We start from the raw sequence: 23,389 nt of genomic DNA, 5'->3' as shown, positions 1-23,389 counted from the left end.
GGCGGCCCGGCAATCTGGGAGTGTACGAACACCCGACCGGTGTTCGAAGGATTGGACGCGCGAAACGCGGAAAGGTTGCACGCGCGGCGCAAGAAAGTTCAGAAGCGCCCGTAGCGGGCGCGCACGCGGTCCGGCACGAACTCCGAATCGCGCATCGGCACGTTGAACTGCGCCGGCGCATCCTCGCCGAGCAGGCGGTTGACGAAGTAGCGCCCGTCCTTGAGATCGTAGGTGACGACCGGCGCGCAGTTCGCCGCCTGCACGTCGTAGGCCGGCAGCAGATGCCCTTCCTGGAAGCGCCACAGGCGGCCGTCATGATCCTGGTTCTCGACCAGCAGCACGTTCCAGCTGTCCTCGTCGACGTAGAAGACGCGCGTACCGAAGCTGTGCCGCTTGCCGCCGCGCTCGGTCGCCTCGATGACCCAGACGCGGTGCAGCTCGTAGCGCGCGCCTTCGGGATTCAGGAACCGGGGCGTCAGCAGGCGCGCGTACGGGTAGCGGCCGTCGCTCAGGCGGTAGCTGTTGTACGGCACGTACAGCTCACGCTTGCCGGCGAGCTTCCAGACGTAGCGGTCGAAGGCGCCGTTGTACATGTCGACCATGTCGAGGAACATCAGGCCGTCCGAGCCGGGGAACGGCTGGTCGTAGCCGACCGGCGGTACGCGGAACATCTTCGGCACGCCCGGCGGAATCACCCAGACGCCGCGCGGCTGCCGGAGCGCATTGGCCGACTCGTGCACCAGCGCGACGAAATCGACGTCATTGCGCGTCTTGCCGAACCAGGTCAGGTAGTACAGCAGGATGTTGTCCTTCGCCAGATCGATCGGCGCTTGCACATTGCCGTAGCGGAACAGCACGCGCTCGGTCTGCTTGAGCAGCGTCGGCGCGCCGCCCGGCCGCACGACGGCCTGCGTCGATTGCATCACCAGCGAGTCGCCGCGGTAGCGCGTGCGGTGGTTCCACATGATCTCGACGCCGGACGCCGGATGCGGAAACGGTACGCCGAGCCGCGCGCCGCCGAGTTCGTCGGAGCCCGTCAGCCGGGCGCGGCCGAGATTGGCGCGGCTGGCGTCGTAGATCGCCTGCGGATAGGCGACGCTGCGACGGCTCGCGTAGACCGGCATGCGGTAGTCCGGATACTTCGCGAACAGCGCCAGATGGCCGGCGCTGAGCCGTCCGCGGTATTGCGCCAGATTGGCCGCGGTGATCGTGAACAGCGGCTTGTCGTCCGGATACGGATCGGCCAGACGCTGGCCGCTGTGGAACGCGGCCGGCCATTGCGCGCGCGTCAGACCGCCGCTCCAGGCCGGGATCGTGCCGTCGGCATTGCCGCCGGCGTCGGCGCCGATCGGCGTCTCCTGCCCGCTCTGCAAGGCCGCGCCCGCCGGCGCCGGCGTCTGCCCGAGCGCGACGCCGCCGCCGCTGAGGCGCTCGCTCAGCACGACCGGCTCGCCGTCGCGCGCGCGACGCTCGGCGGCGGCCTGCAGCGCCTGCTCGCGCGCCTTGCCGCTTTCGAGATAGCGGATCCACTCGCCGGCCGCCGCCCGTCCGTCCGGCAGGCGCTCGGCTTCGTGAAACGCCGCGAGCGCGGCGTCGACGTCGGCCTGCTGGTAGCGCGCGAAGCCGAGCGCCAGCCAGGTCTTGCCGCCGGCCTTGCCGAGGCGTGTCGCCTGTTCGAGCGCCTGCGCGGCCTGCGCGTACTCGTCGCGATCGAGATGCAGCTGCGCGAGCTGCTGGTACAGCGCCGCATCGGGCGCGCGCCGGACCAGCGCTTCGAGCGTCGGCAGCGCGAGGCTGCTCTCGCGCGCGGCGAGCCAGAACTGCGCGAGCAGCCGGCGCGTGTCGTCGTTGTCGGGAACCTGCTTGCGCTCGATCAGCGATTGCAGCAGCGACCCGGCCTCGAACGGCGCGCCGATCTGTGCGGTCAGCGTCACCAGACGCAGACGCTCGTCGGCGCTCTGCAGGAAACCGAGGCGGCTGGCGAGATCCATTGTCGCCGCGGCGCGCTCCCGGTTGCCGGCCTTCAACTGCAGCGCGGCCAGGCGCAGCCAGTCCTCGCGCTGGCCGGGATCCTCGCGCAGCAGCTGTTCGAGCATCGGCAGCGCCTCGCGCTCGCGACCGACGCCGATGTACGCGGCGGCGAGCGCACGACGCCAGCCGATGTCGGCACCGGCCTGGCCGGCGCCCGCCTTCTGCAGCAACGGCACGGCGTCCTGGTAGCGCTTCTCGCCGACGTAGGCGGCGCCGAGCGCGGCCAGCACCTGCGGCGTCGCCTGCCCGGCGCGCACCTGCGCCTCGAGCTGCGGCAGTACCTTGCGGATATCGCCGCTCGACAGGTAGAGCTGCGCGAGATCGTTGCGCATCTGCACGGCGGCCGGCCCGGACAGCGCGTTCTGCGCGAGCGCCTGTTCGAGGTACTTCGCCGCCTTGCCGTAGTCGCGCCCCTGCGCGGCCTGCGCCGCCAGATCACGCAGCAGCAGCGCCTTCGCATACGGATCGGTGGTGATCTGCAGCAGCTTTTGCGGATCCTCCGTCTTCTGCGGCGTCGCCGGCGTCGCGACGATGCGCTGCTCGCTGCGGTACTGGTCGGCATGAGCCGAGGGCGCCGACGCGCATAACCCCAGCGCGAGGCCGACGGCTGCGAAGCGCCGCACGCTCACTGCTTCCAGTTGTAGGCGCATTCTTCGGGCAGCATGTCGACGCGCTGCTTGACCTCGCGCGCGACGTCGCTCGATTCGTAGATCCAGTTCGAGATGCTCTCGATCGCCGCCGCCTCGAACACGCCCTTCGGATCGGCGTCAACGAGGCGTACGTCGCGGACGCGGCCGTTCGGCATCACCGTGAACACGACCTCGACCCAGCCGCGGATCTTCTGCTTGCAGGCCCAGTCCGGCATCTGCGGGCGCGCCGTCGACAAGGGCACCAGCGGCTTGCCCTTGAAGCCCTGCCCGCTACCGAAGCCGGCGCCGCCCGTGCCATTGCCGCCACCGCCGCCGCCACGGCCCGCGAAGCCCGCGAAGCCGGTCGTGCCGGTGATCGACAGGCCGCCGGCGCCGAGCGTGACCGGCACCGAGATCGGCCCGACGTCGAGCGGCGCGGCGGCCATCGCCGCCGCCGGCAGCGACGGCAGATCCGGACGCGCGAGCGATGGCGGCGCATCCGGCGCCGGCGCCGGCGCCTGGGCCAGCGCGGTATCCGGCGGCTCGTCGCGCGCCGGCGGCGGCGCCACGACCTCGATCGGACCGCTCGTGCGCAGTGCCGTGCCCTCATGCGCCGGCGGCTGGATCAGCCGGTACATCGCCCAGAACAGCAGCAGCGCCGCGACGAGGCCGAGCAGCGGCGGCACGATCAGGCGCGACCAGCGGGCTTCGGCGATCGCGGCGCGGGCCGTCATGGCCGCTGCTCCTTACTTCGCGGCCGGCGTGGCGGCAATCGCCACGTTCTTGAAGCCGGCGAGCCGCGCCTGGTCCATCGCTTCGACGACGAGGCCGGCGCGCGCGTCGCGATCGGCCTGCACGATCACCGCCGCGTTGGGATTCTCCTGACGCCGCTTCTGCAGATGCGCGCGCAGCGCGCGGATGTCGACGCGCTGGCCGTCGCTCCAGACCTCGCCGTTCGGCGCGATCGCGACCAGCACATTGCTGCGCTCCTGGCGCACCGCCGTGCTGGCGACCGGGCGCTCGATGTGAATGCCGGCCTCCGACACGAAGGTATTGGTGATGATGAAGAAGATCAGCAGGTTGAGCACGAAGTCCAGCATCGGCGCGAGATCGATGCCGGTTTCCTCGGGCGGGTGCGTGTGGCGGCGCGTGCGCATGCTCAGAACACCAGCTCGTCACCGAAGCGTTCCGCCTCGCGCTGCACGCGGGTCTGGAAGCGATTCAGGAAATACATGCCGCTGACGCTGACGACCAGGCCGGCCAGCGTCGCGATCATCGCGTGCGAGACGCCGTAGGCCATGGTTCGCGCGTCGGCCGAGCCGCTGATCATCATGCCGTCGAAGACTTCGAGCATGCCGGTGACCGTGCCGAGCAGGCCGAGCAGCGGCGCGATCGGCACCGTCACGCGCAGCAGCGGCAGCGGCGCGCTCATCGCCACCTGCGCCTGCGACAGCAGCATCGCGCGAATCTGTCGCGCGCCCCACGAGCGTCGCTCGGCGCGCTCCAGCCACTGCGCGCGCAGCGCTTCGCGTTGCGCCGGATAGATGCGCCGGAAGTACCACCAGCGCTCGGCGATCAGCGTCCACATCAGCAGCGCGGTGACGAAGATCCACGGCAGCACCCAGCCGCCGGCCTCGATCAGCGCCGAAACCGAACCGAACGGCGCGAACAACCACTCAAGGCGCATCGGCCGCTCCGCTCTCGATGTGCCGTGCGAGCAGGCCGGCGCTCTGCTCGTCGAGGATCTGCACGAGCACGCGCGAGCGCGCCGAAAGGATCGCGTTGACGAACAGCATCGGCACGGCGACGCCGAGGCCGAGCACGGTCGTGATCATGGCCTGCGAGATGCCGCCGGCCATCAGGCGCGGATCGCCGGCGCCCTGCTCCTGGATCACCTGGAAGGTGATGATCATGCCGGTGACCGTACCGACGAGCCCCAGCAGCGGGCCGGCGGCGATGATCAGGCGCAGCAGCGGCTGGAAGCGCTCGAGCGCGGGAATCTCGCGCAGGATCGCCTCGGACAGACGCAGTTCCAGGACCTCGGCGTCGCCGATGCCCTGGGCCGGATCGCCGCGGAACGCGGCAAGCACGCGGCCGAGCGGATTGTCGGTGCGCGGCCGGCCGATGTCGCGCAGCTGCGCGCGCACCTGTCCGCCGACCCGCAGCAGATAGACGAGCTGGTAGAGCGCGAGCATCGCGCCGGCGGCACCGATCGCGATGATGACGTAGGCGATCGAACCGCCCTGATGGATACGCTCGGCGAGTCCCGGCCGCAGCGCTTCCTGCGCGAGCAGACTGCCATGCGACGGATCGATCATCGCCGGCGCAAGACCGTCGCGCGTTGCGGCGAAGTCGCGCGCCAGCGCGCGCCAGTGCCGCGCCGGCTGGCGCGTCAGCTCGGCAAGGACGTTCGCCTGCGCGTCGAAGACCAGATAGCGCCCGTCGGCGAAGGCGCCGAAGCTGCCGATGCGCACGACTTCGCGCTCGGCGCGCTGGCCGTCCGGATCGACGACCGGCGCCGTGAAGCGCGCCACGCGGCCGCCCTCGACCAGTTCCTGCTGCAGGCCGTACCAGAAGCGCTCGAGCTCGGCGACCGGCGGATAGCCGTCGCGGTCGGCGAGCGCGTCGAGCGTGGCAAGACGGTCCGGCGCCTGCGCGCTGATCGGCGATTCGACGGCGACGGCACGAAACGCGCCGGCCGCTTCCTTGACGGCGCCCTGGACCTGTACGTAATCGCCGGCACGCGCCTGCAGCTGCGTCTTCAGCTCGGCGATTTCCTTCTGGTTGGCGGCGAAGCGCACGCGCACCGCGTCGGCGCGCGCCTTGGCGGCCGCCAGCTCGGCCTCCGCCTTCTGCACGAGCGCGGCCTGCTCGTTCTTGTTGCGCAGGAAGCGCTGCTCGCGCTCCTGATTCAGGCGCGCGTTCTGGCCGGCGGCGTCCTGCACCTGCTTGAGCAAGGCATCGAGGCCGTTCGCCGGCTCCGCCGCCGAGACCGGCGTGGCGCCGACCAGCAGCGCGCCCGCCACCATCAACGCTTGGAGACGCTTCATGGCGCGCTCCGCGCGGCCGGCACCGGCAGCTGCAGCAGGTTCGCCGCCGTCAGCTCGCGGGCCATCTTCAATCCCTCGCGGATCGCCGCCGCGTCACCGCGCGGCAAGGCGTCCCATTGCTTCGACGCGGCGTTCCAGATGCGCGGGCGGCTGCCATCCGGCGCCAGGGCGTACAGCGCGACGCGCCCGACGCGCAGCATGTCGACGGTCTCCGGTCCGATCTCGACGCGCTCGACGCCGAGCGCGCGGCCGTAATCGATCTCGACCTGATAGGCCTCGAGGATGCGGCGGAATTTCTCGCCGGCATTGACCTGCGGGTCGCCGAGCGCCCGCTTCAGATTCGCCAGGCGCTCGCGGCGCTCGTCGCCGAGGAACGGCAGGTCCAGCGACACGAACTGCGCGAGGCTGTCGGTCATGCGCAGCATCAGCGGCATCAGGTCCTCGCCAGCGCGATCGAGATCGGCGAGCTGCGCACGCAGGCTCTGAATCTCCGTCACCTGCTGCGCGAGCAGTTCATTGAGCTGCTGCGCGTAGACGTTCAGCTGCTGGGACTGCCAAGTCGCCGCGCGATAGCGCTCGAGCAGCGCGCGCGTCTGGTCGTCGAGCTGATCGACGCGCTGCTGCGAGGCGACCGCGGAGCGCTGCGCCTGCTGCGCGGTATCGAGCGCCTTGCCCAGGCTGTCGGACTGCGCGGCCGCCGGCAGCGCCCAGCCCAGCCATGCGGCCAGCGCCAGCACATGCCGGCCGGCCTTCGAGCGATCCATCGCCGATGCGCGCACGTCAGCGCGCCGCGCGAGCGTTGCGCTGTTCGAAAGGCCTCAGCCAGCCGCAAATGGCATGCATCATTTCGTCGGTCTCCTCGTCGTCGATCACCCAGTGCCCGCGCTCCGGGTAGTGGCGCATCGTCACCTGCGAATAGCGCCGGGCGACCTTGCGAACCACGCTGGCCGGCGTCAGCCGGTCTTTTCCGCAGCTTACGACGTAGACAGGGCAGCGCACCTTGACCGCTTCGACAGCCGACGCGCGCGCAAGATCCAGTGGCCACATGCCGAGCTCGAACGAAGCACGACCGGATTCGTGCACCAGGCTTTCGTAAAGGGCGCGATGGCGGTCGGCCGGCACGCCGTTGAACGCGTAACGCTGCGCATGCGCGAAGCTCGGCTTGTGGGCATTGCGCCAGAACAGGCCGCTGCACAGCCACGGCGCGAACGCCGCGACGACGGCGGGCGTCAGCGCATTGATGCCGGCCGGCGCCGCCGGGGTCAGCAGTATCAGCGCCAGAGGATCGACGCGCGTCGCGAGCTGCTGCGCGAGCAAGCCGCCCATCGAATGGCCGACGATGATCGGCGCACGCTCGTAGTGCTGCGCCTCGATCGAGCGTTGCAGGAAATCGAGGTACTCGCGCAGGCTCTTGCGGCGAACCTGCAGCGGCTGATCTGTCGAATCGTCATGCGCCGGCAGCGACGGCGCGTGGCAGTCGTAGCCGCGCGCGGTGAGGATGTCGGCGACGCGCTTCCAGCTCGCGCCGGTACACCACATGCCATGAACCAGAACGACCGGATATCCCATGCTCTCCCCTCCCAAGGTGCAGCTCGCGCACGAAGAATCGGCCGGACGACGGCGGTCGCGCGCGCAGACGAATGATGCAGCCGACAAGCTCCCGATGGTGGACGTGCCAGTTCCGGCGCGGGAGTGACCGCCGTCATAATCTAGAGCTTCACCCTCACCGGCTCAACGCAAGAGGCACGACCATGGCCGATCATTCTCCGGGCTTTCTCGCGCTCGTCGACAGCGTGCGTCCGCATATTCGCGAAGTGCCTGCCGCCGAGCTGCTGCAAACGATGGCGCAGCACCCGCAGGCGCGCCTGCTCGACGTCCGCGAGCAGAGCGAGTTCGCGGCCGGGCATGTGCGCGGTGCCGAATGGCTCGGCAAGGGCATCATCGAACGCGATATCGAAGCGCGCGTACCGGACAAGGACACGCCGCTGTTCCTCTATTGCGGCGGCGGCTATCGCTCGGCGCTCGCCGCCGACAACATCCAGAAGATGGGCTATCGCCAGGTCTGGTCGATTGACGGAGGCTGGCGCGCGCTGAAGGAGCGGGTCCCCATCGAACCATGATCGGGCCGCGCGCCTGCCGTCTGCGCACGCGCACACTTCAATTGCATGGCAAACGCCGGCGAGCGGCGGCGCGCAAGAAAAGCGGGCGGAAAAACAAAAGGCGCCCGGAGGGCGCCTTTTGCTTGATTCGTGGCGGAGCGGACGGGGCTCGAACCCGCGACCCCCGGCGTGACAGGCCGGTATTCTAACCAACTGAACTACCGCTCCACTTGAAATCCATGGTGGGTGCTGACGGGCTCGAACCGCCGACATTCGCCTTGTAAGGGCGACGCTCTACCGACTGAGCTAAGCACCCTGACCGGCGTTTGCCCTACATCAGCAATCTACCGTGGAAAGACCGCTACTTTACCATGTCCTTGAGCGCTTTGCCAGCCTTGAACGACGGCGTCTTGCTCGCCTTGATCTTGATGGTGGCGCCCGTCTTCGGGTTGCGGCCCGAACGCGCGGCGCGCTCGCGGACGAGGAAGGTGCCGAAGCCGACGAGCGAAACCTTGTCCTTCTTCTTGAGCGCCTTGCCGACGACTTCGAAGAGGGCATCGACCGCGCGGCCGGCGTCGGCCTTCGACAGGTCAGCCTTGTCGGCGATCGCGTTGATCAGTTCAGTCTTGTTCATGGAGTACGTCCCCTAAATATGAATGACGGCGTGGGCCGAAGTAATGATGCTGTAAATATGATGCGGCGTGCCCGTTGCTTGGACGATATATCGACGTACGCCGATGCAAGCGCGTTCGCATAGGTCACTGCGGGTTGCGGCGCTTTATAGCAAGCGGGTTTTCGAGCGTCAACACAACGAAGAACGTGCATCTGCCTAGCGTGCGAACACTTTTTTGCAGCATCCGGCATGCCTGCCGCCCCTTCGCGCCGGCGTCAATTGAGACGACGCGCCTTTTGTCCGCGAGCGCGCGCCGCTCATGCCGCCATCGCCAAAGGAACGTGCGCGTGTACGCATTCTTCCATTCCTCGATCCGGGTTTGGACGACCTATCGCGAGTACGGCTTTGCTACACTCCGACGGACCCATTCGGATCCAATCCTCCAGATGCCGAGAACTCGAGGCCTGAAGGCCCTAGGCGCGAGCCTCGTGCTCGCGTGCAGCTTGCCCCTTGCGGCCGCCGCGGCGGACCTCAGCGAGCAGGCGATCAAGCTCGACCAAACCGTGCAGGCCCTCAAGGACGAGGTGCTCGAGTTCAACAGCGAGGCCGCGTCCGTCGAAGTCGACGCGCTGCTGCCCGCCTATGACCGGCTCAACGTCTATCTGAGCGTCAAGGCCGGCGGCCTGCTGCTGCAGGACGTCACCGTCGCGCTCGATGACCGCCCCGCCGAGGTCTATCACTACGATGAATTCGACGCGCGCGCGATCCTCGGCAAGAACAGCCTGCAGCGCCTGATGCGCGTGTCGGCCGATCCCGGCCCGCACAAGCTGCGCATCAGCTTCACCGGCAAGTACGCGGACGCCAAGCCGAGCGACCCGCTGCTCACCGACCGTTACGAGACGACGATCGACAAGTCGGCGCAGGCGACCGACGTCGAGTTCGTCATCAGCCGCGAGAGCCGCTTCGGCGGCCGCCCGCGACTGACGATGAAGCAGTGGAGGGCCGCGCAATGAAGCGCCTGTTCCCGCTCGCCGCCTTCGCCGCGCTGCTGCCGCTCGCCGCTTCCGCGGTGGAAATCTATAAGGAAGGCAGCGCCGACGATCCGCAGGTCCGGCTGTCGCGCTACCTCGACAACGACAAGCGCCATTTCTCGGCGCTGGTCGAACTGCGCCAGCTCGCCGGCGGGACCGACCCGCTGAAGATGCCGCTGGAATTCCAGTGGCGCACGGCCGACAACTACCTCGGCTTCGGCATGCGCGATCGCGCCGAGGCGATCTATCGCAGCGTCGCCGCCTCCGGCGGCAACGCCAAGGACGTCGCCCGCGCCCAGCTGCGGCTCTGCGAGTTCGATTTCCAGCGCGGCTACAACGCCGAGGCGCGCGCCACGCTGTACCGCATCCGCGAGAAGCTGGCGCCGGAACTGATCCCGGACTGGCAGGATCTGCTGGCGCGCGTGCTGATGGCCGAAGGCCGCTATGGTGAAGCCGCCGACGTGCTGCTCAAGGAGGACAACGCCTCCAAGCAGTCGCCGTTCACGCGCTACAACCTCGGCATCGCGCTGCTCAATGACGGCCGCACCGCCCAGGGCCAGACCGTGCTCGACCGCGTCGGCACGCTGCGCCCCGGCAACGAGGAAGACCTGGCGCTGCGCGACCGCGCCAATCTCACGCTCGGCTGGCACTTCCTGCAGACGCAGCAGGGCGGCACCGCCAAGCCGGTGCTGAGCCGCGTGCGCGTCGACGGACCGTTCTCGAACCGGGCGCTGCTCGGCCTCGGCTGGGCCGAACTGGCCCCGCAGGGTTCGCGCATCCAGAAATCGGAAACGCCGGACGACAAGGCCCCGGAATCGCGGGCCTACACCTCGTTCTCGACGCTCGGCGTCCTGATCCGCCCCGGCTATCTCGACCGCGACGTCTTCGATCGCGCCGGCATGCGCTCGTTCCGCCTGCGCAGCGGCGATCCGGATACCGAGGCGGCGCTGCGCCGCGCGCTGGTCGCATGGGTCGAGCTGATCTCGCGCGATCCGATGGACCCCGCCGTGCAGGAAGCCTGGCTGGCGATTCCGTACACGCTCGACCAGCTCGGCGCGCACACGCAGGCGCTGCAGTACTATGAGAAGGCGGTCGAGGTGCTCGAGACCAGCCGCGAGCGCATGAACGCCGCGATGGCCTCGATCAAGCAGGGCCGCATGGTCGAAACGATCGTGCGCCGCGACCTCGACTCCGAGGCCGGCTGGGACTGGAAGCTGCGCGACCTGCCGGATGCGCCGGAAACCTACTTCCTGCAAAGCCTGCTCGCCGAGCATCGCTTCCAGGAGGCGCTGAAGAACTACCGCGACCTGCGCATGATGTCGCGCAATCTCGAGACCTGGCGCTCGCGCCTGGACGGCATCGAGCGCGGCTACCTGACGACCGAGAAGGCGCCGGGCAATGCGGACGAGCTCGTACGCCGTGCGCTGCGAGACACCGAGCTCCCGTATGCCGGCACCAAGGCGACGCTGCGACTCGATACGCATCTCGCCGTCCCCGGCCGCTACGCGGCCAAGACTGCGCCGGCGGCGCCGCACCTGCCGCCGCTCGCGCTCGCCGCACCGCCCGCCCGCTTCAACGGTCCGTACGAGCGCACGCTGGCGCTGAAGGCCCGCGTCGGCAATCTGCGCGAACAGCTCGGCGTCGCCGGCGGCGCGCAGGCGCAGCTGCTGCAGGACATGGCGACGCAAGAACTCGAAGGCCAGCGCAAGCAGATCGAACGCTATCTGATCGAGGCGCGCTTCGCGCTGGCGCGCCTGTACGATCGCCAGCAGAAGGGCGAGCTCGGCCGTGACTGACACGATGAACGCCAATCGCAGAGCGGCCCGCCCGCATCGTTTCCCGACCCGTCCGCTGTTTGTGCTCGCCGCCGTCGCGCAGGCAGTGCTGGCGCTGTCGGCCTGTACGCCGCAGGTCGTCAAGGACTCCGCGCCACCGATCCGCCAGGCGATCGGCAAGCAGAAGGCCCCGGACGAAAACGTCCTGCCGGTCATCCAGTCCGAGGACGTCGCGCCGGACGCGCAGAAGGCCGCCGACAACTATCGCAAGCTGCTCGAACTGCAGCCGGATGCCGACACGCGCAACGAAGCGACGCGGCGCCTCGCCGACCTGCAGGTGCAGATGGCCGACGCCAGCGGCACGACACAGGAATCCGAGAAGAACCTGCGCGAGTCGATCAAGCTCTACAACGAGCTGCTGTATGCACATCCGCAGGACCCGAAGAACGATCGGATCTACTACCAGCTGGCCCGCGCGCAGCAGAACATCGGCGAGACCGACGCGGCGATCGACACGCTCAAGCGCCTCAACGAGCGCCTGCCCGATTCCAACCTGTCCGGCGACGCCCATTTCCGCCGCGCCGAGCTGCTGTTCGCGCGAACCCGCTACGGCGAAGCCGAGCTCGAATACAAGACGGTCATGGATCTGAAGGACGGCACGCCGTTCTTCGTGCCGGCGCAGTACAAGTACGGCTGGGCGCTGTACAAGCAGTCGAAGTACGAGCCGGCGATCGCGACCTTCTTCGACATCCTCGATCGCGAGCTGCCGGCCGGCGAGACCACTGATCCGGAAGCCGCGCTGAACGGCGTCGCCAAGGAAAAGTACGATCTGGCCAAGGACGCGCTGCGCGTCGTCACGCTGTCGCTGACCACGCTCGGCGGCGGGCCGGCGCTGAACGACTACCTCGCGCGCCACGGCGACCCGCGTTTCTATCCGCTGCTGTACATCGCGCTCGGCGACGCGCTGCTCGAAAAATCGCGCTATACCGACGCGGCCAATGCCAATGCCGCGTTCATCCAGCGCTATCCGGGCTCGCCGCTGGCGCCCGGCTTCCAGACTCGCGTGATCGCCGCCTATGAGCAGGGCGGCTTCACTGAGCTGACGATCAAGGAAAAGGAGCGCTACGCGGCAGCCTACGATCCGTCGGCGCCGTACTGGCAGGGCCAGCCGGCGACGCCGGAGGTGATGACGGCGCTGCGCGCGCATCTCGAGGACATCGCCAAGTATTACCACGCGATGGCCCAGCAGAAGCTCGCCGCCGCGCAGCAGGCGCAGGCCCGGACGCCGAACGCTGCGGCCGCAGCGCCGCCGGCGGAATTCCTGACCGCCGCGCAGTCGTACCGCCGCATCATCGAGCTGTACCCGCAGGACGCCAAGCTGCCGGACATCAACTTCCTGCTCGGCGACGCCCTGCTCGACGGCGGCCACACGCTGGAAGCCGCGCAGGAGTACAGCAAGACCGCCTACGGCTACCGTCCGCACGTCAAGGCGCCGGAAGCGGCCTACGCCGCAGTGCTCGCGTATCAGAAATACGCCAAGGAAGTGCCGGCGACGCAGCGTCCGGAAGCACTGAAGCTGGCGATCGCCGAGAGCCTCAAGCTCGCCGACACCTACCCGGCGCACGCGCAGCGCAACGCGGTGCTGACGCAGACCGCCGAGGATCTGTACGAGCTGAAGGATTACGAGCAGGCGATCGCCGTCGCCGAGCGCGTCATCAAGGCCGGCGGCAACGTCACCGCCGAGCAGCGCCGTATCGCCTGGAGCGTCACCGGCGACGCACAGTTCGCGCTGGACCGTTACGCGCAGGCCGAGACCGCGTTCGCCGAAGAACTCAAGCTGACGCCGGCCGGCGCGCCGCAGCGCGCCGACGTGATCGAGCAGCTCGCCGCCTCGATCTACAAGCAGGGCGAAACCGCGCGCAACGCCGGCGACCTGAACACCGCGGCGCAGCACTTCCTGCGCGTCGGCCAGGTCACGCCGCAGGCCAAGATCCGTGCGACCGCCGAGTACGACGGCGCCGCCGCGCTGCTCGCGCTCGAGGACTGGTCGCACGCGGCGGTGGTGCTCGAGAACTTCCGCAGCCTGTTCCCGAATCACGCGCTCGAGGCCGACGTCGACAAGAAGCTGGCGGTCGCCTACGAGAAGGATCACAAGCCGCAGGCCGCGGCGCAGGCCTACGGCCGCATCGCCCGCCGCGCGAGCGAGAGCACCGAGACGCGCGAGGAAGCGGCCTGGCGTTCGGCGAGCCTCTACGACCAAGCCCAGTCGACCGATGCGGCGGCCGCCTACGAGTTCTACGTGAAGAGCTTCCCGGCCGCCTTCGACCGCAACGTCGAAGCCCGCAGCCGGCTCGTCGATTACGCCCGCACCGCCGGCAATCCGCAGCAGCTGTCCGCGGCACTGCGCGAGCAGGTTGCCGTCAGCGACGGCGCCGGCGCGCGCGCCACCGAACGCTCGAAGGCGCTGGCCGCCAAGGCCAGCCTCGAACTCGGTCGCGTCGCCGCCGCCGATACCCAGGCGATCGTGCTGTCGGCGCCAGTCGAGAAGAGTCTGCCGCGCCGCAAGCAGGCGATGGAGCAGGCGCTGGCCTGGTTCGAGAAGTCGGCAAGCTATGGCTACGCCGACGTGACGACGGCGGCGACCTACGAGACCGGCCGCCTGTATCAGGGCTTCGGCCGCGCGCTGCTCGATTCGGAGCGGCCGAAGAAGCTATCGGAACTCGAGATCGAGCAGTACAACCTGCTGCTCGAAGAACAGGCCTATCCGTTCGAGGAGAAGGCGATCCAGACTTACGAGACCAACCTGCGCCGCATCGGCCAGGGCCTCTACGACGAGTGGATCGCCAAGAGCGCCCAGCAGCTCGCCGCGCTGGCGCCGGCCAAGTACGGCAAGCACGAGCAGGGCCAGGACCGTTATGAAAGCCTCAAGTAAGCGCCTCCTGCGCGCCGCGCTGCTGGCCGTGCCCGTGCTCGGGCTGGCCGCCTGCGGCAGCGCGCCGACGCAGCCGGAACGTCCGGCCGCCAAGCCCGCACCGGCCGCCAAGCCGTCGGCGCCGGTCGCCGACAAGGGCGACCCGCAGCAGCGCTTCGACGCCGCGCTCGAGCTGATGAAGAACAACGACGCGCAGCAGGCCGAAACCGAGCTCACGGCGCTGACCAAGGACTTCCCGCAGTTCTCCGGGCCGTGGACCAACCTCGGCATCCTTTACGCGAAGTCCAAGCGCCGCGACGCCGCGATCAACGCCTTCACGCGCGCCGCGACGCTGAACCCAGCCAATGCCGCCGCCTTCAACTGGCTCGGCATCCTCAACCGTGAGGCCGGCAGCTACGACCGCGCCAGGCTCGCTTACGAAAAGGCCCTGCAGGCCGATCCGGGCGATCCCCTCGCCCGCCTCAACTACGCGATCCTGCTCGACCAGTACCTGAAGCAGCCGCAGGCGGCGCTGGCGCAGTACAAGGAATACCAGTCGCGGACCGGCAAGGAAGACCTGCGCGTGATGGCCTGGGTCGCCGAGCTGGAGTCCCGGCTCAAGGCCGCGACCCCGGCCCCGGCTCCCGCCGCGGTCGCGCCGGTGGAGAAGACGCCATGAAATCCCTGTTCGTACGGCCGGGTCCGGCACTGCTGGGACTCGCGCTGCTGGCCGCATCCGCAAGCGCATCGGCCCAGGATGAGATGCCGGCGATCGGCGGCGGCGGCGACAAGCCGGTCGTCGCCAAGCCGGAGACGCTGACGCCGCACGCCGAGGGCGGCGGCACGACCATCTTCGGCGAACGCGAGTCGCCGATCGGCCTCTACATCATGCCCTGGCGCGATGCGCGGGCCGAGAAGGACATCGACCGGCCGGCGCGGCTATTGCAAGAAAAACCGGTGCCGATCGACCGTGTCGTATTCAACCGCCAGGTCGAGTACTACGAGGTGCTCGCGGCGGAACTGAAGAAGAAGGGCGTGGTGACGCCTGTGGCACGCTAGCGGCGCAGCCTGATCAGGGAAGACTGGCTGTACAAGAGACATTTGTAACGACTGACCATTCGAGGGAACGCAACATGGATTTCTTTGTGACCATCCTGCACTTCTTCCAGAAGGGCGGCTTCATGATGTACCCGATCGCCATCGTGCTGGCGCTGAGCGTCGCCATCGCGATCGAACGCTGGCTGTTCCTGAGCCGCGTCGAGCGCGAGAACCGCAAGATCTGGCAGGACGCGGTGCCGCTGCTGGCCAAGGGCGATCTCGCCACGGTCGAACAGCTCGCCTCGGGCTCCGACGCGGCCGTCGCCCGCATCTTCACCGCCGGCGCCGCGCAGGCCAAGGTCGATCCGCACCGCAACGAAGTGGAGACGGCCACCGAGGAAGCGCTGATGGAAGTGCTGCCGGCGGTCGAAAAGCGCACGCACTACCTCGCCACGTTCTCGAACATGTCGACGCTGCTCGGCCTGCTCGGCACCGTCATCGGCCTGATCGGCGCCTTCGCGGCGCTCGGCAACGCCGACCCGACGGAAAAGGCCGACCTGCTGTCGCGCGGCATCTCCGAGGCCATGAACTGCACGGCCTTCGGCCTGCTGGTCGCGATCCCGACGCTGCTCGTCCACGCCTGGCTGCAGGCCAAGACGACCGAACTCGTCGACAGCCTGGAAGCCGCCTGCGCGAAGTTCGTCAGCGCCGCCGCGCGCAAGTAATCCCGCCCCTGCCGTTGTCACGGCCCAGTCTCACCGGGGGTTCCGGATGAAAATGTCCCGCCGAACGCGGCGCCTCGAACGCCATCAGAGGATGAGGGCGCGCGCGGTGTCGCTGAACATCGTCTCGATGATCGACGTGTTCGCGGTGCTGGTGTTCTTCCTGCTCGTCAGCTCGTCGATCACCGCCGCCAAGCTCAACGTCATCAACCTCAATCTGCCGTCGCCGGACCAGCAGGCCGTGTCCGACAAGCTGCCGCTGCAGCTGACGATCACGCTGCGCAAGAACGGCCTCGACGTCTCCGACCGCAACGGCGCGCTGCGTCATCTCGACAACACGCCGGAAGGCTACAACGTGCAGGCGCTCGGCGATCTGCTCGTCGAGGTCAAGAAGACCGCGCCCAGCGAAACGAACGTGACGCTGCTGCTCGAAGCCGACATCCCGTACGACGATCTGATCCGGATCATGGATGCCGCACGCTTCGCGCCGGCCGAGGCTCGCGCTGCCGGCCTGCCGCTGGAGATGTTCCCGAACGTCTCGCTCGGCGACGCTCCGGGAGGTGCGCCATGAGAACGCGCATGGCCAAGCGCGCCCAGCGCAAGTTCCGCATCGCCGGCCACGAAGTGGAGATGAACGTCGTCTCGCTGATCGACATCTTCGCGATCCTGGTCTTCTACCTGCTGGTCAACGCGCTCGCCGTCGAAGTGCTGCCGAGCCCGCAGTCGCTGCAGCTGCCGAAGTCGGTCGTCAAGGAAGAGCCGAAGCAGATTCCCGTGATCGTCGTCAGCAAGAACGACATCCTCGTCGACAACGTGCGCGTGATGGGCACCGACGAGGCCATGGGTACGGCGACCGCTTTCCTGCCGGCGCTGAAGGCCGAGCTGCTGCGCGCGCCGCTGATGCGCGTCGAAGGCGCCGACGCGGCGTCGGTGACGCGCGGCGACGTCAACATCATGGCCGACAAGGCGATTCCGTATCAGGTTCTCAAGAAGGTCATGGCGACCTGCACCGAGGCCCGCTTCGCCAAGATCTCGCTGGCAGTGATCGAGAAGAAGAACGGAGGCGCGCCGTGAACGCGAGCTTCGTGACCGCTTTCGACGGCTGGGATCTCAACGCCGAAGCCGACCGCCGCTTCCGCCGCATCGCCGGCGTGCTGCTGGCGATCTTCGTCGTGCTCGGCATCCTGATCCCGCTGATCCATCTCACCGGCCTGCAGCGCGGCGGCGGCGAAACGATCGAGCAACGCTACGTCAGCATCCTGCCGGACGCGCCGATCGCCGAGCAGGTCGAGGAGCCCAAGCCCTCGCCCGAGGACAGCAAGAAGCCGCCGCAGGAACAGGCCAAGTCGGAGAAGCCGCAGCAGGACAAGCCGGAAGCGCCGCCGCAGCCGACCCAGGCCGAGCGCCAGGCGCAGGCTCGCGCCGTCGCGCAGAAGTCCGGCGTGCTGGCGATGGCCGATCAGCTCGCCGAGCTGCGCGACCAGTCGCTGCGCGGCCTCGACACGACGCGCGCGCTGTCGAGCGAACGCGTGACGGCCCAGGCCGGCACCGGCGCCAGCGGCGGTTCGAGCGCGGCGTTCGCCTCGGCCGCGGCCAGCGGCAGCGGCGGCATCGGCGCGACCGGCACCGGCGAGGAGCGCCGCACGCAGTCCGGCGCCGGCCTCGGCCAGCGTCGCACGACGACGGTCGAAGCCCCGCGCGGCACCGGCCCCGACCGCAGCAAACCCGGCCAGGGCGGCGACAAGCTGCTCGCCGGTCGCACGCTCGAAGAGATCCAGCTGACGTTCGACCGCAACAAGGGCGCGTTCTACGCGATCTTCAACCGGGCGATGCGCGAGAATCCGGGCATCGGCCCCGGCAAGATCGTCGTCAGCCTGACGATCGCGCCGGACGGCAGCGTCACCGACTGCAAGCTGGTGTCGAGCACCTTCGGCGACGCCGACCTCGAGCGCAAGGTGATCCAGCGCGTGATGCTGCTGAACTTCGGCCCGAAGAACGTGCCGCCGTTCACCTACCCCAACTATCCCATCAACTTCCTGCCGTCCTGAGTCGGCAGAAGCCGTGGGATCGAGGCGCCGGCGACGGCGCCTTTTTTCTTGGCTGGCCGCCGGTCGCTGCGGACGCCGGATTCGCCCCAAGGACCACCCGCACACGGCGCTGCAGCCAGTAGAATGCCGCTGCCCCCAACCAGCGACGAGGTACGCAAGTTGATCATCCATCCGAAGGTCCGCGGCTTCATCTGCACCACCACGCATCCGCTCGGCTGCGAGCGCAACGTGCTCGAACAGATCGAGGCGACCCGCGCGCGCGGCATGCGCCGCGACGGACCGAAGAAGGTGCTCGTCATCGGCGCTTCGAGTGGCTATGGCCTGGCCGCGCGCATCACCGCAGCGTTCGGTTTCGGCGCCGACACGCTCGGCGTGTTCTTCGAAAAGCCGGGCACCGACAAGAAGGCCGGCACCGCCGGCTGGTACAACTCGGCGGCCTTCGACAAGTTCGCCAAGGCGCAGGGCCTGTACAGCCGCTCGATCAACGGCGATGCGTTCTCGGACGCGGCGCGCGCCAAGGTCATCGAGCTGATCAGGACCGAGATGGGCGGTGCGGTCGACCTCGTCGTCTATTCGCTCGCCTCGCCGGTGCGCAAGCTGCCGTCGACCGGCGAAGTGAAGCGCTCGGCGCTCAAGCCGATCGGCCAGACCTACACGGCCACCGCGATCGACACCAACAAGGACAGCATCATCCAGGCCTCGGTCGAGCCGGCCAGCGAACAGGAAATCGAGGACACCGTCACCGTCATGGGCGGCCAGGACTGGGCGCTGTGGATCGACGCGCTCGCCGCCGCCGGCGCGCTCGCGCCGGGCGCGCGGACCGTCGCCTTCAGCTACATCGGCACCGAGATCACCTGGCCGATCTACTGGCACGGCGCGCTCGGCCGCGCCAAGGCCGACCTCGACGCCACCGCGCGCCGCCTCGACGCGAAGCTGCAGAGCCTCGGCGGCCACGCCAACGTCGCCGTGCTGAAGTCGGTCGTCACCCAGGCCAGCGCCGCGATCCCGGTGATGCCGCTCTACATCTCCATGGTCTACAAGATCATGAAAGAGAAAGGCCTGCACGAAGGCACGATCGATCAGCTCAACCGCCTGTTCCGCGACTTCCTCTATCGCGCCGACGGCGCCAGCCCGCAGGCCGACGACGAACAGCGCTTCCGCCTCGACGACTGGGAACTGCGCGAGGACGTGCAGGGCGCCTGCAAGGCGCTGTGGCCGCAGGTCACGACCGAGAACCTGTTCCAGCTCACCGACTACGCCGGCTACAAGCAGGAATTCCTCAAGCTGTTCGGCTTCACGCGCGGCGACGTCGATTACGACGCCGAGGTCGACCCGGACGTGCGCTTCGACTGCATCGAGCTGAGCCCCGCCTGAGCCCCTGCTGGCGCGGGCCGCCGGCCACGCGGCTCGCGCCCCTTCAAAAGTCCGCCGCCGAAAAAGAAAAGGCCGCCCATGTCCTGCGACATGGGCGGCCGGGCAGCGCGGAACGCGTCCGCCCGCAATAGCGCTTACGACTCCGGCGACACCGGCGCTTCCGCCTGCGGCGCGTTGATGATCTTGACCTTGATCTCGTCGCCGATGCGGCGGCGATAGGCGTTGAACTCCTGGCCGGCGGCGAGCTGGTTGAACTGCGCCGCCGCTTCCGGCGGCAGCGCCTCCGGCGCCGGCGTCTCGACCTTGTTCAGCGCCAGCACGGCGACGCTGCCGTTGCCGAGCACGGCTTCGCCGTAGCTGAGCGCGCCTTCCTTCGGATGCGGCAGCTTGAACGCGGCCTCGACCAGCGCCGGATCTTCGCCGCGGTTGTCGCGACGCAGGCTGCCGGCATCCTTGAGCTCCGCCGGCGTGGCCTTGACCGCATCGGCCAGCGTCGCCCCACCCTTCAGCGCCTCGAGCAGCGCCTTGGCGTCGGCCTGCGCCTTGGCCTTGGCCTGTTCGGCACGCAGCGCGGTACGGACCTGGTCGGCGACCTCGTCGAAGCTGCGTTCGCGCGGCGCCTCGTACTCGGCCTTGCGCACGACGACGAGCTTGCTGTCGCCGATCGCCAGCGGCTTGCTGTTCTCGCCGTCCTTCAGCACTTCGGTCGAGAACGCCGCTTCCTTGACCGCATCCTCGGCGGCCAGACCGCTGCCGCCGGCGCGCGTGAACCAGTCGGTGGTCTGCACCTGCAGGTTCAGTTCCTTGGCGACCGCATCCAGCGACGACGGATTCTCGAACGCGAGCTGCTCGAGCTTGTCGCTGAGCTCCTGGAAATGCTTCTGCTGTTCGCGGTTGCGATACAGCTCGGTCAGCTCGGCCTGCACAGTCGGATCATTGAACGGCTTGACGGCCGCCGGCTTGATCTCGTCGACGTGGATCAGGTGCCAGCCGAACTCGGTCTCGACCGGCGCGCTCGTCTCGCCGGCCTGCAGCGACCACAGCGCCTTCTCGAAGCTCTCCGGCATCTGGCCGCGCTTGAGCCAGCCCAGATCGCCGCCGCTGGTCTTGGAGCCGGCGTCATCGGAGTTCGCCTTGGCCAGCGTCGTGAAGTCGGCGCCGCCCTTGAGCTGCGCTTCGAGATCCTCGGCTTTCTTCTCGGACGCCGACTTGTCGGCGCCGAAGTTGATCAGGATATGGCGGACCTTGCGCTCTTCCGGCGTCGTGAAGCGGCTGTCCTTCTCGGCGTCGTAGAGCACCTTGAGCACATCCTCGCCCGGCGCCGCGGCAGCCGCCACCGACTCCGGTGACAGCTCGACATACGCCAGCTTGATGCGCTCCGGCGCCGTGTACTGGCTCTTGGTGTCCTCGTAACGCTTCTGGACGTCGGCGTCGGCAACCACGATCTGCGCCTCGTACTTGGCGAGGTCGAACAGCGCGTAGCTGAGCTGGCGCTGCTGGCCGGCGAGCTGCAGCAGCTGCTTGCGCTCGACGTCCGGCATGAACGCCGTGTCGACCACGGCCTCACGCATCTGGTCGATCTCCAGCGACTCGCGCAGCTGCGCTTCGAAGCGCTGCGGCGTCAGGTTCTGGCGCGCCAGCATCGCCTTGTAGGTCTCGGTATTGAACTTGCCGTCGCTCTGGAAGGCCGGAATCGACGAGATCGCATTGAACAGCAGCGCGTCGTTGGCGTGGTAGCCGGCCTCGCGGGTGTACTGGCGCAGCATCGCTTCCTGCGTCATGTCGTCGAGCACGCTCTGGCGAAAGCGGTTCTGGTCGAACTGATCGGCGCGGAAATTGTCGCCCATCAGCTGCAGATACTGCTGGTAGCGCTGCTCGTAGGCGCGGCGGAACTGCGATTCCTTGATCTTCTCGCTGCCGACCTTGGCGACCACCGGATCGCCGCCGCCGGTCATGAAGGACTCAACGCCCCAGAACGCGAACGGCACGACGATGATGGCAACGATGAAACCGGCGACGAGGCCGGAAGTGCGATCACGGATACTTTGCAGCATGCCTGGTCTCTCTTTAGCTAACGGCGCCTGTTAGCAAAAAGCCCGGCGGTGCCGGGCTTTATTGTTTTGGTGGGCTGTCAGGGACTCGAACCCCGAACCTACTGATTAAGAGTCAGCTGCTCTACCATTGAGCTAACAGCCCGCTATAAAACTGGGGTGACCGACGGGGCTCGAACCCGCGACAACCAGAATCACAATCTGGGACTCTACCAACTGAGCTACGGCCACCACCGGGAACGTTCCCCGCAGGGTGGGGACCGCTCAGGGGCGCGAACTATAGCAGAACGAATTACGCGACAACAATCCCACCCCGCGCATTTTTTTGATCGGCGTTTTGGCGCGGCCGGCCGGGTCCGGACACGATGCGGAAACCGGCGCGGCTTTCCTATATGGAGGCCATGCCATGCGCCGGCATAATGCGACGCTCCCCGCTCCGATCCGACCCCCGATGCCTGTTTCCACGCCGCCCGTGCTCGCGGTCCGCTCGCTGCGCAAGCAGTACGGCTCGACGCTGGCCGTCGACGATATCTCGTTCGACGTCGCGCCCGGCCAGATCGTCGGCCTGCTCGGCCCGAACGGGGCCGGCAAGACCACGACCCTCAACATGATCCTCGGCGTGCTCGCGCCGAGCCGCGGCAGCGTCCGCATCGAAGGCTACGACGTCGCCCGGCAGCGCGCGCAGGCGCTGGCGCGGACCAACTTCGCCGCCGTCTATGCGCCGCTGCCGGGCAATCTGACGGTCTGGCAGAACCTGCGCGTGTTCGGGCTGATCTACGACGTACCCGACCTCAAGGCCCGGATCGAAAGCCTGCTCGAGCGCTTCGACCTCGTACGCTTCCGCGACACGCGCTGCGGCGTGCTGTCATCCGGCGAGCAGACCCGGGTCTGCCTCGCCAAGGCCATGCTCAACAAGCCGCGCCTGCTGCTGCTCGACGAGCCGACCGCCTCGATCGACCCGGCCAGCGCGCACGACATCCGCCGCCTGATCCGCGCCATCGCCGCCGACGGCCACAGCGGCATCCTGTGGACCTCACACAACATGTACGAAGTCGAGGAAGTCTGCGACCACGTGCTGTTCGTCTCGCACGGCCGCGTGCTGCTGGCCGGCGACCCGCGCCGCCTGCCGGCCGAACACGGCGTCGCCACGCTCGAGGAACTGTTCATCCGGCTGGCGCGCGAGCCGCTGGCGCAGGCCGGGGCCGCCGCATGAACCGCCGCCGCATCGCCGGCGTGGTGCTGCGTCAGTACTACCTGCTGCGCAGCAGCCCGACCCGCATCCTGCCGACCTTCGCCTGGGTCGCCGTCGACATCGTGCTGTGGGGCTTCATCACGCGTTACCTGAATTCGCTCGGCACGCCGGGCGTCAACTTCGTGCCGACGCTGCTCGGTGCGGTACTGCTCTGGGATTTCTTCACGCGCGTCATGCAGGGCGTGACGACGGCCTTCTTCGAGGACGTCTGGTCGCGCAACTTCCTCAACATCTTCGCGACGCCGCTGACGATCGGCGAATACGTCAGCGGCCTGGTGCTGACCAGCGTCGCCACCAGTGTCATCGGCCTGGCGGTGATGCTGCTGCTGGCAACCGGCGTGTTCGGCTTCTCGTTCTTCATCTACGGCGCGCTGCTGCTGCCGTTCCTGCTCGTGCTGTTCCTGTTCGGCATCGCGCTCGGCGTGTTCGCGAGCGCGATGGTGCTGCGCCTCGGCCCGGCGTCGGAATGGCTGGTCTGGCCGATCCCGGCGCTGCTGTCGCCGTTTGCCGGCGTGTTCTATCCGCTGGCGACCCTGCCGGCGTGGATGCAGTGGATCGGCCATCTGCTGCCGCCGTCGTACGTGTTCGAAGGCATGCGCGCGATCGTCGCCGGTCAGGGCTTCTCGCCGGCCCTGCTGGCGGTCGGGCTGGCGCTCGCCGTGGTGCAGATCGTCGCCGCCGGCTGGTGCTTCGCGGCGGTGCATCGCTACGCGGTGCGCAGCGGCCTGCTCGCCCGTTACAGCGCCGAAAGCGTCAGCTGATCCT

Annotated in this window: 22 protein-coding genes and 4 tRNA genes; 13 read left to right on the top strand and 13 right to left on the bottom strand. The window is 68.5% G+C overall.

The genetic code is table 11. The features are described from left to right. Window positions 1-98 precede the first annotated feature (98 nt). Genes K343_RS21010 through K343_RS23240 form a run of 7 tightly spaced genes read right to left on the bottom strand, consistent with a single transcriptional unit; the run spans window position 99 to window position 7,279 of the window. The gene (locus tag K343_RS21010) at window positions 99-2,654 is read right to left on the bottom strand and encodes a DUF1329 domain-containing protein (RefSeq protein ID WP_245585123.1); all 2,556 of its coding nucleotides are present in this window, start codon (window positions 2,652-2,654) and stop codon (window positions 99-101) included. A gap of 2 nt (window positions 2,655-2,656) precedes the next feature. Next, on the bottom strand, window positions 2,657-3,394 hold the full coding sequence (locus tag K343_RS0104875) for an energy transducer TonB (protein WP_028007094.1): 738 nt from the start codon (window positions 3,392-3,394) through the stop codon (window positions 2,657-2,659). Window positions 3,395-3,406: 12 nt separating this feature from the next. Further along, entirely contained in the window at window positions 3,407-3,817 is a 411-nt protein-coding gene (locus tag K343_RS0104870; RefSeq protein WP_020650076.1) for an ExbD/TolR family protein, read from the bottom strand. A 2-nt stretch (window positions 3,818-3,819) separates the two neighbouring features. Beyond that, on the bottom strand, window positions 3,820-4,347 hold the full coding sequence (locus K343_RS0104865; protein ID WP_028007093.1) for a MotA/TolQ/ExbB proton channel family protein: 528 nt from the start codon (window positions 4,345-4,347) through the stop codon (window positions 3,820-3,822). Next, on the bottom strand, window positions 4,337-5,710 hold the full coding sequence (locus tag K343_RS0104860) for a MotA/TolQ/ExbB proton channel family protein (protein ID WP_028007092.1): 1,374 nt from the start codon (window positions 5,708-5,710) through the stop codon (window positions 4,337-4,339). Before K343_RS0104860 ends, K343_RS0104865 begins: the two co-directional genes overlap by 11 nt. Next, the gene (locus K343_RS0104855) at window positions 5,707-6,474 is read right to left on the bottom strand and encodes a DUF3450 domain-containing protein (RefSeq protein WP_051277955.1); all 768 of its coding nucleotides are present in this window, start codon (window positions 6,472-6,474) and stop codon (window positions 5,707-5,709) included. The genes K343_RS0104860 and K343_RS0104855 overlap by 4 nt, the downstream gene beginning before the upstream one ends. Before the next feature lie 16 nt (window positions 6,475-6,490). Further along, window positions 6,491-7,279: an alpha/beta hydrolase gene (locus K343_RS23240; protein WP_084615691.1), complete on the bottom strand. Its 789-nt coding sequence runs from the start codon at window positions 7,277-7,279 to the stop codon at window positions 6,491-6,493. A 182-nt stretch (window positions 7,280-7,461) separates the two neighbouring features. Here K343_RS23240 and K343_RS0104845 point away from each other — a divergent pair, with 182 nt between their 5' ends. Further along, window positions 7,462-7,830, top strand: a complete 369-nt coding sequence (locus K343_RS0104845) for a rhodanese-like domain-containing protein (RefSeq protein ID WP_028007090.1) — start codon at window positions 7,462-7,464, stop codon at window positions 7,828-7,830. Window positions 7,831-7,960: 130 nt separating this feature from the next. Here K343_RS0104845 and K343_RS0104840 read toward each other — a convergent pair. The 3 genes from K343_RS0104840 to K343_RS21000 form a co-directional block, all read right to left on the bottom strand. Continuing rightward, a tRNA-Asp gene (locus K343_RS0104840) sits at window positions 7,961-8,037 on the bottom strand. 12 nt (window positions 8,038-8,049) lie between these two features. Beyond that, a tRNA-Val gene (locus tag K343_RS0104835) sits at window positions 8,050-8,125 on the bottom strand. Window positions 8,126-8,170: 45 nt separating this feature from the next. Then, complete coding sequence (locus K343_RS21000) at window positions 8,171-8,443, bottom strand: HU family DNA-binding protein (RefSeq protein ID WP_020650070.1); 273 nt, start codon at window positions 8,441-8,443, stop codon at window positions 8,171-8,173. A gap of 425 nt (window positions 8,444-8,868) precedes the next feature. On the opposite strand from K343_RS21000, the gene K343_RS0104825 reads away from it, so the two are divergent. The 10 genes from K343_RS0104825 (at window position 8,869) to fabV (ending at window position 19,321) form a co-directional block, all read left to right on the top strand. Continuing rightward, complete coding sequence (locus K343_RS0104825) at window positions 8,869-9,435, top strand: hypothetical protein (RefSeq protein ID WP_154662445.1); 567 nt, start codon at window positions 8,869-8,871, stop codon at window positions 9,433-9,435. After that, window positions 9,432-11,249 carry a tetratricopeptide repeat protein gene (locus K343_RS0104820; protein WP_154662444.1) on the top strand — a complete coding sequence of 606 codons (1,818 nt, stop codon included), beginning with the start codon at window positions 9,432-9,434 and terminating at the stop codon, window positions 11,247-11,249. The genes K343_RS0104825 and K343_RS0104820 overlap by 4 nt, the downstream gene beginning before the upstream one ends. Then, entirely contained in the window at window positions 11,242-14,160 is a 2,919-nt protein-coding gene (locus K343_RS0104815; RefSeq protein ID WP_245585122.1) for a tetratricopeptide repeat protein, read from the top strand. Before K343_RS0104820 ends, K343_RS0104815 begins: the two co-directional genes overlap by 8 nt. Beyond that, window positions 14,144-14,818, top strand: coding sequence for a tetratricopeptide repeat protein (locus tag K343_RS0104810; protein ID WP_245585121.1), 675 nt, complete (start codon window positions 14,144-14,146; stop codon window positions 14,816-14,818). Before K343_RS0104815 ends, K343_RS0104810 begins: the two co-directional genes overlap by 17 nt. Beyond that, on the top strand, window positions 14,815-15,198 hold the full coding sequence (locus K343_RS0104805) for a hypothetical protein (protein ID WP_154662443.1): 384 nt from the start codon (window positions 14,815-14,817) through the stop codon (window positions 15,196-15,198). The genes K343_RS0104810 and K343_RS0104805 overlap by 4 nt, the downstream gene beginning before the upstream one ends. Before the next feature lie 74 nt (window positions 15,199-15,272). After that, entirely contained in the window at window positions 15,273-15,902 is a 630-nt protein-coding gene (locus tag K343_RS0104800; protein WP_028007084.1) for a MotA/TolQ/ExbB proton channel family protein, read from the top strand. Window positions 15,903-16,008: 106 nt separating this feature from the next. Further along, window positions 16,009-16,470: an ExbD/TolR family protein gene (locus tag K343_RS0104795; RefSeq protein WP_245585120.1), complete on the top strand. Its 462-nt coding sequence runs from the start codon at window positions 16,009-16,011 to the stop codon at window positions 16,468-16,470. A gap of 8 nt (window positions 16,471-16,478) precedes the next feature. Next, complete coding sequence (locus tag K343_RS0104790) at window positions 16,479-16,973, top strand: ExbD/TolR family protein (protein ID WP_028007082.1); 495 nt, start codon at window positions 16,479-16,481, stop codon at window positions 16,971-16,973. Further along, window positions 16,970-17,947: an AgmX/PglI C-terminal domain-containing protein gene (locus K343_RS0104785; RefSeq protein WP_028007081.1), complete on the top strand. Its 978-nt coding sequence runs from the start codon at window positions 16,970-16,972 to the stop codon at window positions 17,945-17,947. Before K343_RS0104790 ends, K343_RS0104785 begins: the two co-directional genes overlap by 4 nt. A gap of 159 nt (window positions 17,948-18,106) precedes the next feature. After that, window positions 18,107-19,321 carry an enoyl-ACP reductase FabV gene (gene fabV, locus K343_RS0104780; RefSeq protein WP_028007080.1) on the top strand — a complete coding sequence of 405 codons (1,215 nt, stop codon included), beginning with the start codon at window positions 18,107-18,109 and terminating at the stop codon, window positions 19,319-19,321. Between the two features lie 134 nt (window positions 19,322-19,455). Here the strand turns inward: fabV and K343_RS0104775 are convergent, their stop codons facing one another. From K343_RS0104775 to K343_RS0104765, 3 genes are all read right to left on the bottom strand, one after another. Next, the gene (locus K343_RS0104775) at window positions 19,456-21,375 is read right to left on the bottom strand and encodes a SurA N-terminal domain-containing protein (RefSeq protein WP_028007079.1); all 1,920 of its coding nucleotides are present in this window, start codon (window positions 21,373-21,375) and stop codon (window positions 19,456-19,458) included. Between the two features lie 67 nt (window positions 21,376-21,442). Further along, window positions 21,443-21,517: transfer RNA gene (locus K343_RS0104770), tRNA-Lys, on the bottom strand. Window positions 21,518-21,527: 10 nt separating this feature from the next. Next, window positions 21,528-21,603, bottom strand: a tRNA-His gene (locus K343_RS0104765). Window positions 21,604-21,823: 220 nt separating this feature from the next. Here K343_RS0104765 and K343_RS0104760 point away from each other — a divergent pair. After that, window positions 21,824-22,585 (top strand): ABC transporter ATP-binding protein, encoded by a 762-nt coding sequence (locus K343_RS0104760; protein ID WP_028007078.1) that lies wholly within the window; start codon window positions 21,824-21,826, stop codon window positions 22,583-22,585. Further along, window positions 22,582-23,385: an ABC transporter permease gene (locus K343_RS0104755; RefSeq protein WP_028007077.1), complete on the top strand. Its 804-nt coding sequence runs from the start codon at window positions 22,582-22,584 to the stop codon at window positions 23,383-23,385. The genes K343_RS0104760 and K343_RS0104755 overlap by 4 nt, the downstream gene beginning before the upstream one ends. Window positions 23,386-23,389: the final 4 nt, after the last annotated feature.

The sequence above is a fragment of the Solimonas flava DSM 18980 genome (assembly GCF_000426685.1).
Taxonomy (GTDB): Bacteria; Pseudomonadota; Gammaproteobacteria; order Nevskiales; family Nevskiaceae; genus Solimonas; species Solimonas flava.
Note: the sequence above shows the minus strand (reverse complement) of the source record. Positions and strands in the feature narration are given on the sequence as shown.

What these genes read in the sequence shown, in the direction of transcription:
- K343_RS0104855 (WP_051277955.1), bottom strand. Translation starts at nt 6,474, where the DNA reads ATGGATCGCTCGAAGGCCGGCCGGCATGTGCTGGCGCTGGCCGCATGG.
- K343_RS0104845 (WP_028007090.1), top strand. Translation starts at nt 7,462, where the DNA reads ATGGCCGATCATTCTCCGGGCTTTCTCGCGCTCGTCGACAGCGTGCGT.
- K343_RS0104775 (WP_028007079.1), bottom strand. Translation starts at nt 21,375, where the DNA reads ATGCTGCAAAGTATCCGTGATCGCACTTCCGGCCTCGTCGCCGGTTTC.
- K343_RS0104755 (WP_028007077.1), top strand. Translation starts at nt 22,582, where the DNA reads ATGAACCGCCGCCGCATCGCCGGCGTGGTGCTGCGTCAGTACTACCTG.
- K343_RS23240 (WP_084615691.1), bottom strand. Translation starts at nt 7,279, where the DNA reads ATGGGATATCCGGTCGTTCTGGTTCATGGCATGTGGTGTACCGGCGCG.
- K343_RS21000 (WP_020650070.1), bottom strand. Translation starts at nt 8,443, where the DNA reads ATGAACAAGACTGAACTGATCAACGCGATCGCCGACAAGGCTGACCTG.
- K343_RS0104875 (WP_028007094.1), bottom strand. Translation starts at nt 3,394, where the DNA reads ATGACGGCCCGCGCCGCGATCGCCGAAGCCCGCTGGTCGCGCCTGATC.
- K343_RS0104820 (WP_154662444.1), top strand. Translation starts at nt 9,432, where the DNA reads ATGAAGCGCCTGTTCCCGCTCGCCGCCTTCGCCGCGCTGCTGCCGCTC.
- K343_RS0104760 (WP_028007078.1), top strand. Translation starts at nt 21,824, where the DNA reads ATGCCTGTTTCCACGCCGCCCGTGCTCGCGGTCCGCTCGCTGCGCAAG.
- K343_RS0104870 (WP_020650076.1), bottom strand. Translation starts at nt 3,817, where the DNA reads ATGCGCACGCGCCGCCACACGCACCCGCCCGAGGAAACCGGCATCGAT.
- K343_RS0104825 (WP_154662445.1), top strand. Translation starts at nt 8,869, where the DNA reads ATGCCGAGAACTCGAGGCCTGAAGGCCCTAGGCGCGAGCCTCGTGCTC.
- K343_RS0104800 (WP_028007084.1), top strand. Translation starts at nt 15,273, where the DNA reads ATGGATTTCTTTGTGACCATCCTGCACTTCTTCCAGAAGGGCGGCTTC.
- K343_RS0104805 (WP_154662443.1), top strand. Translation starts at nt 14,815, where the DNA reads ATGAAATCCCTGTTCGTACGGCCGGGTCCGGCACTGCTGGGACTCGCG.
- K343_RS0104790 (WP_028007082.1), top strand. Translation starts at nt 16,479, where the DNA reads ATGGCCAAGCGCGCCCAGCGCAAGTTCCGCATCGCCGGCCACGAAGTG.
- K343_RS0104810 (WP_245585121.1), top strand. Translation starts at nt 14,144, where the DNA reads ATGAAAGCCTCAAGTAAGCGCCTCCTGCGCGCCGCGCTGCTGGCCGTG.
- K343_RS0104865 (WP_028007093.1), bottom strand. Translation starts at nt 4,347, where the DNA reads ATGCGCCTTGAGTGGTTGTTCGCGCCGTTCGGTTCGGTTTCGGCGCTG.
- K343_RS0104860 (WP_028007092.1), bottom strand. Translation starts at nt 5,710, where the DNA reads ATGAAGCGTCTCCAAGCGTTGATGGTGGCGGGCGCGCTGCTGGTCGGC.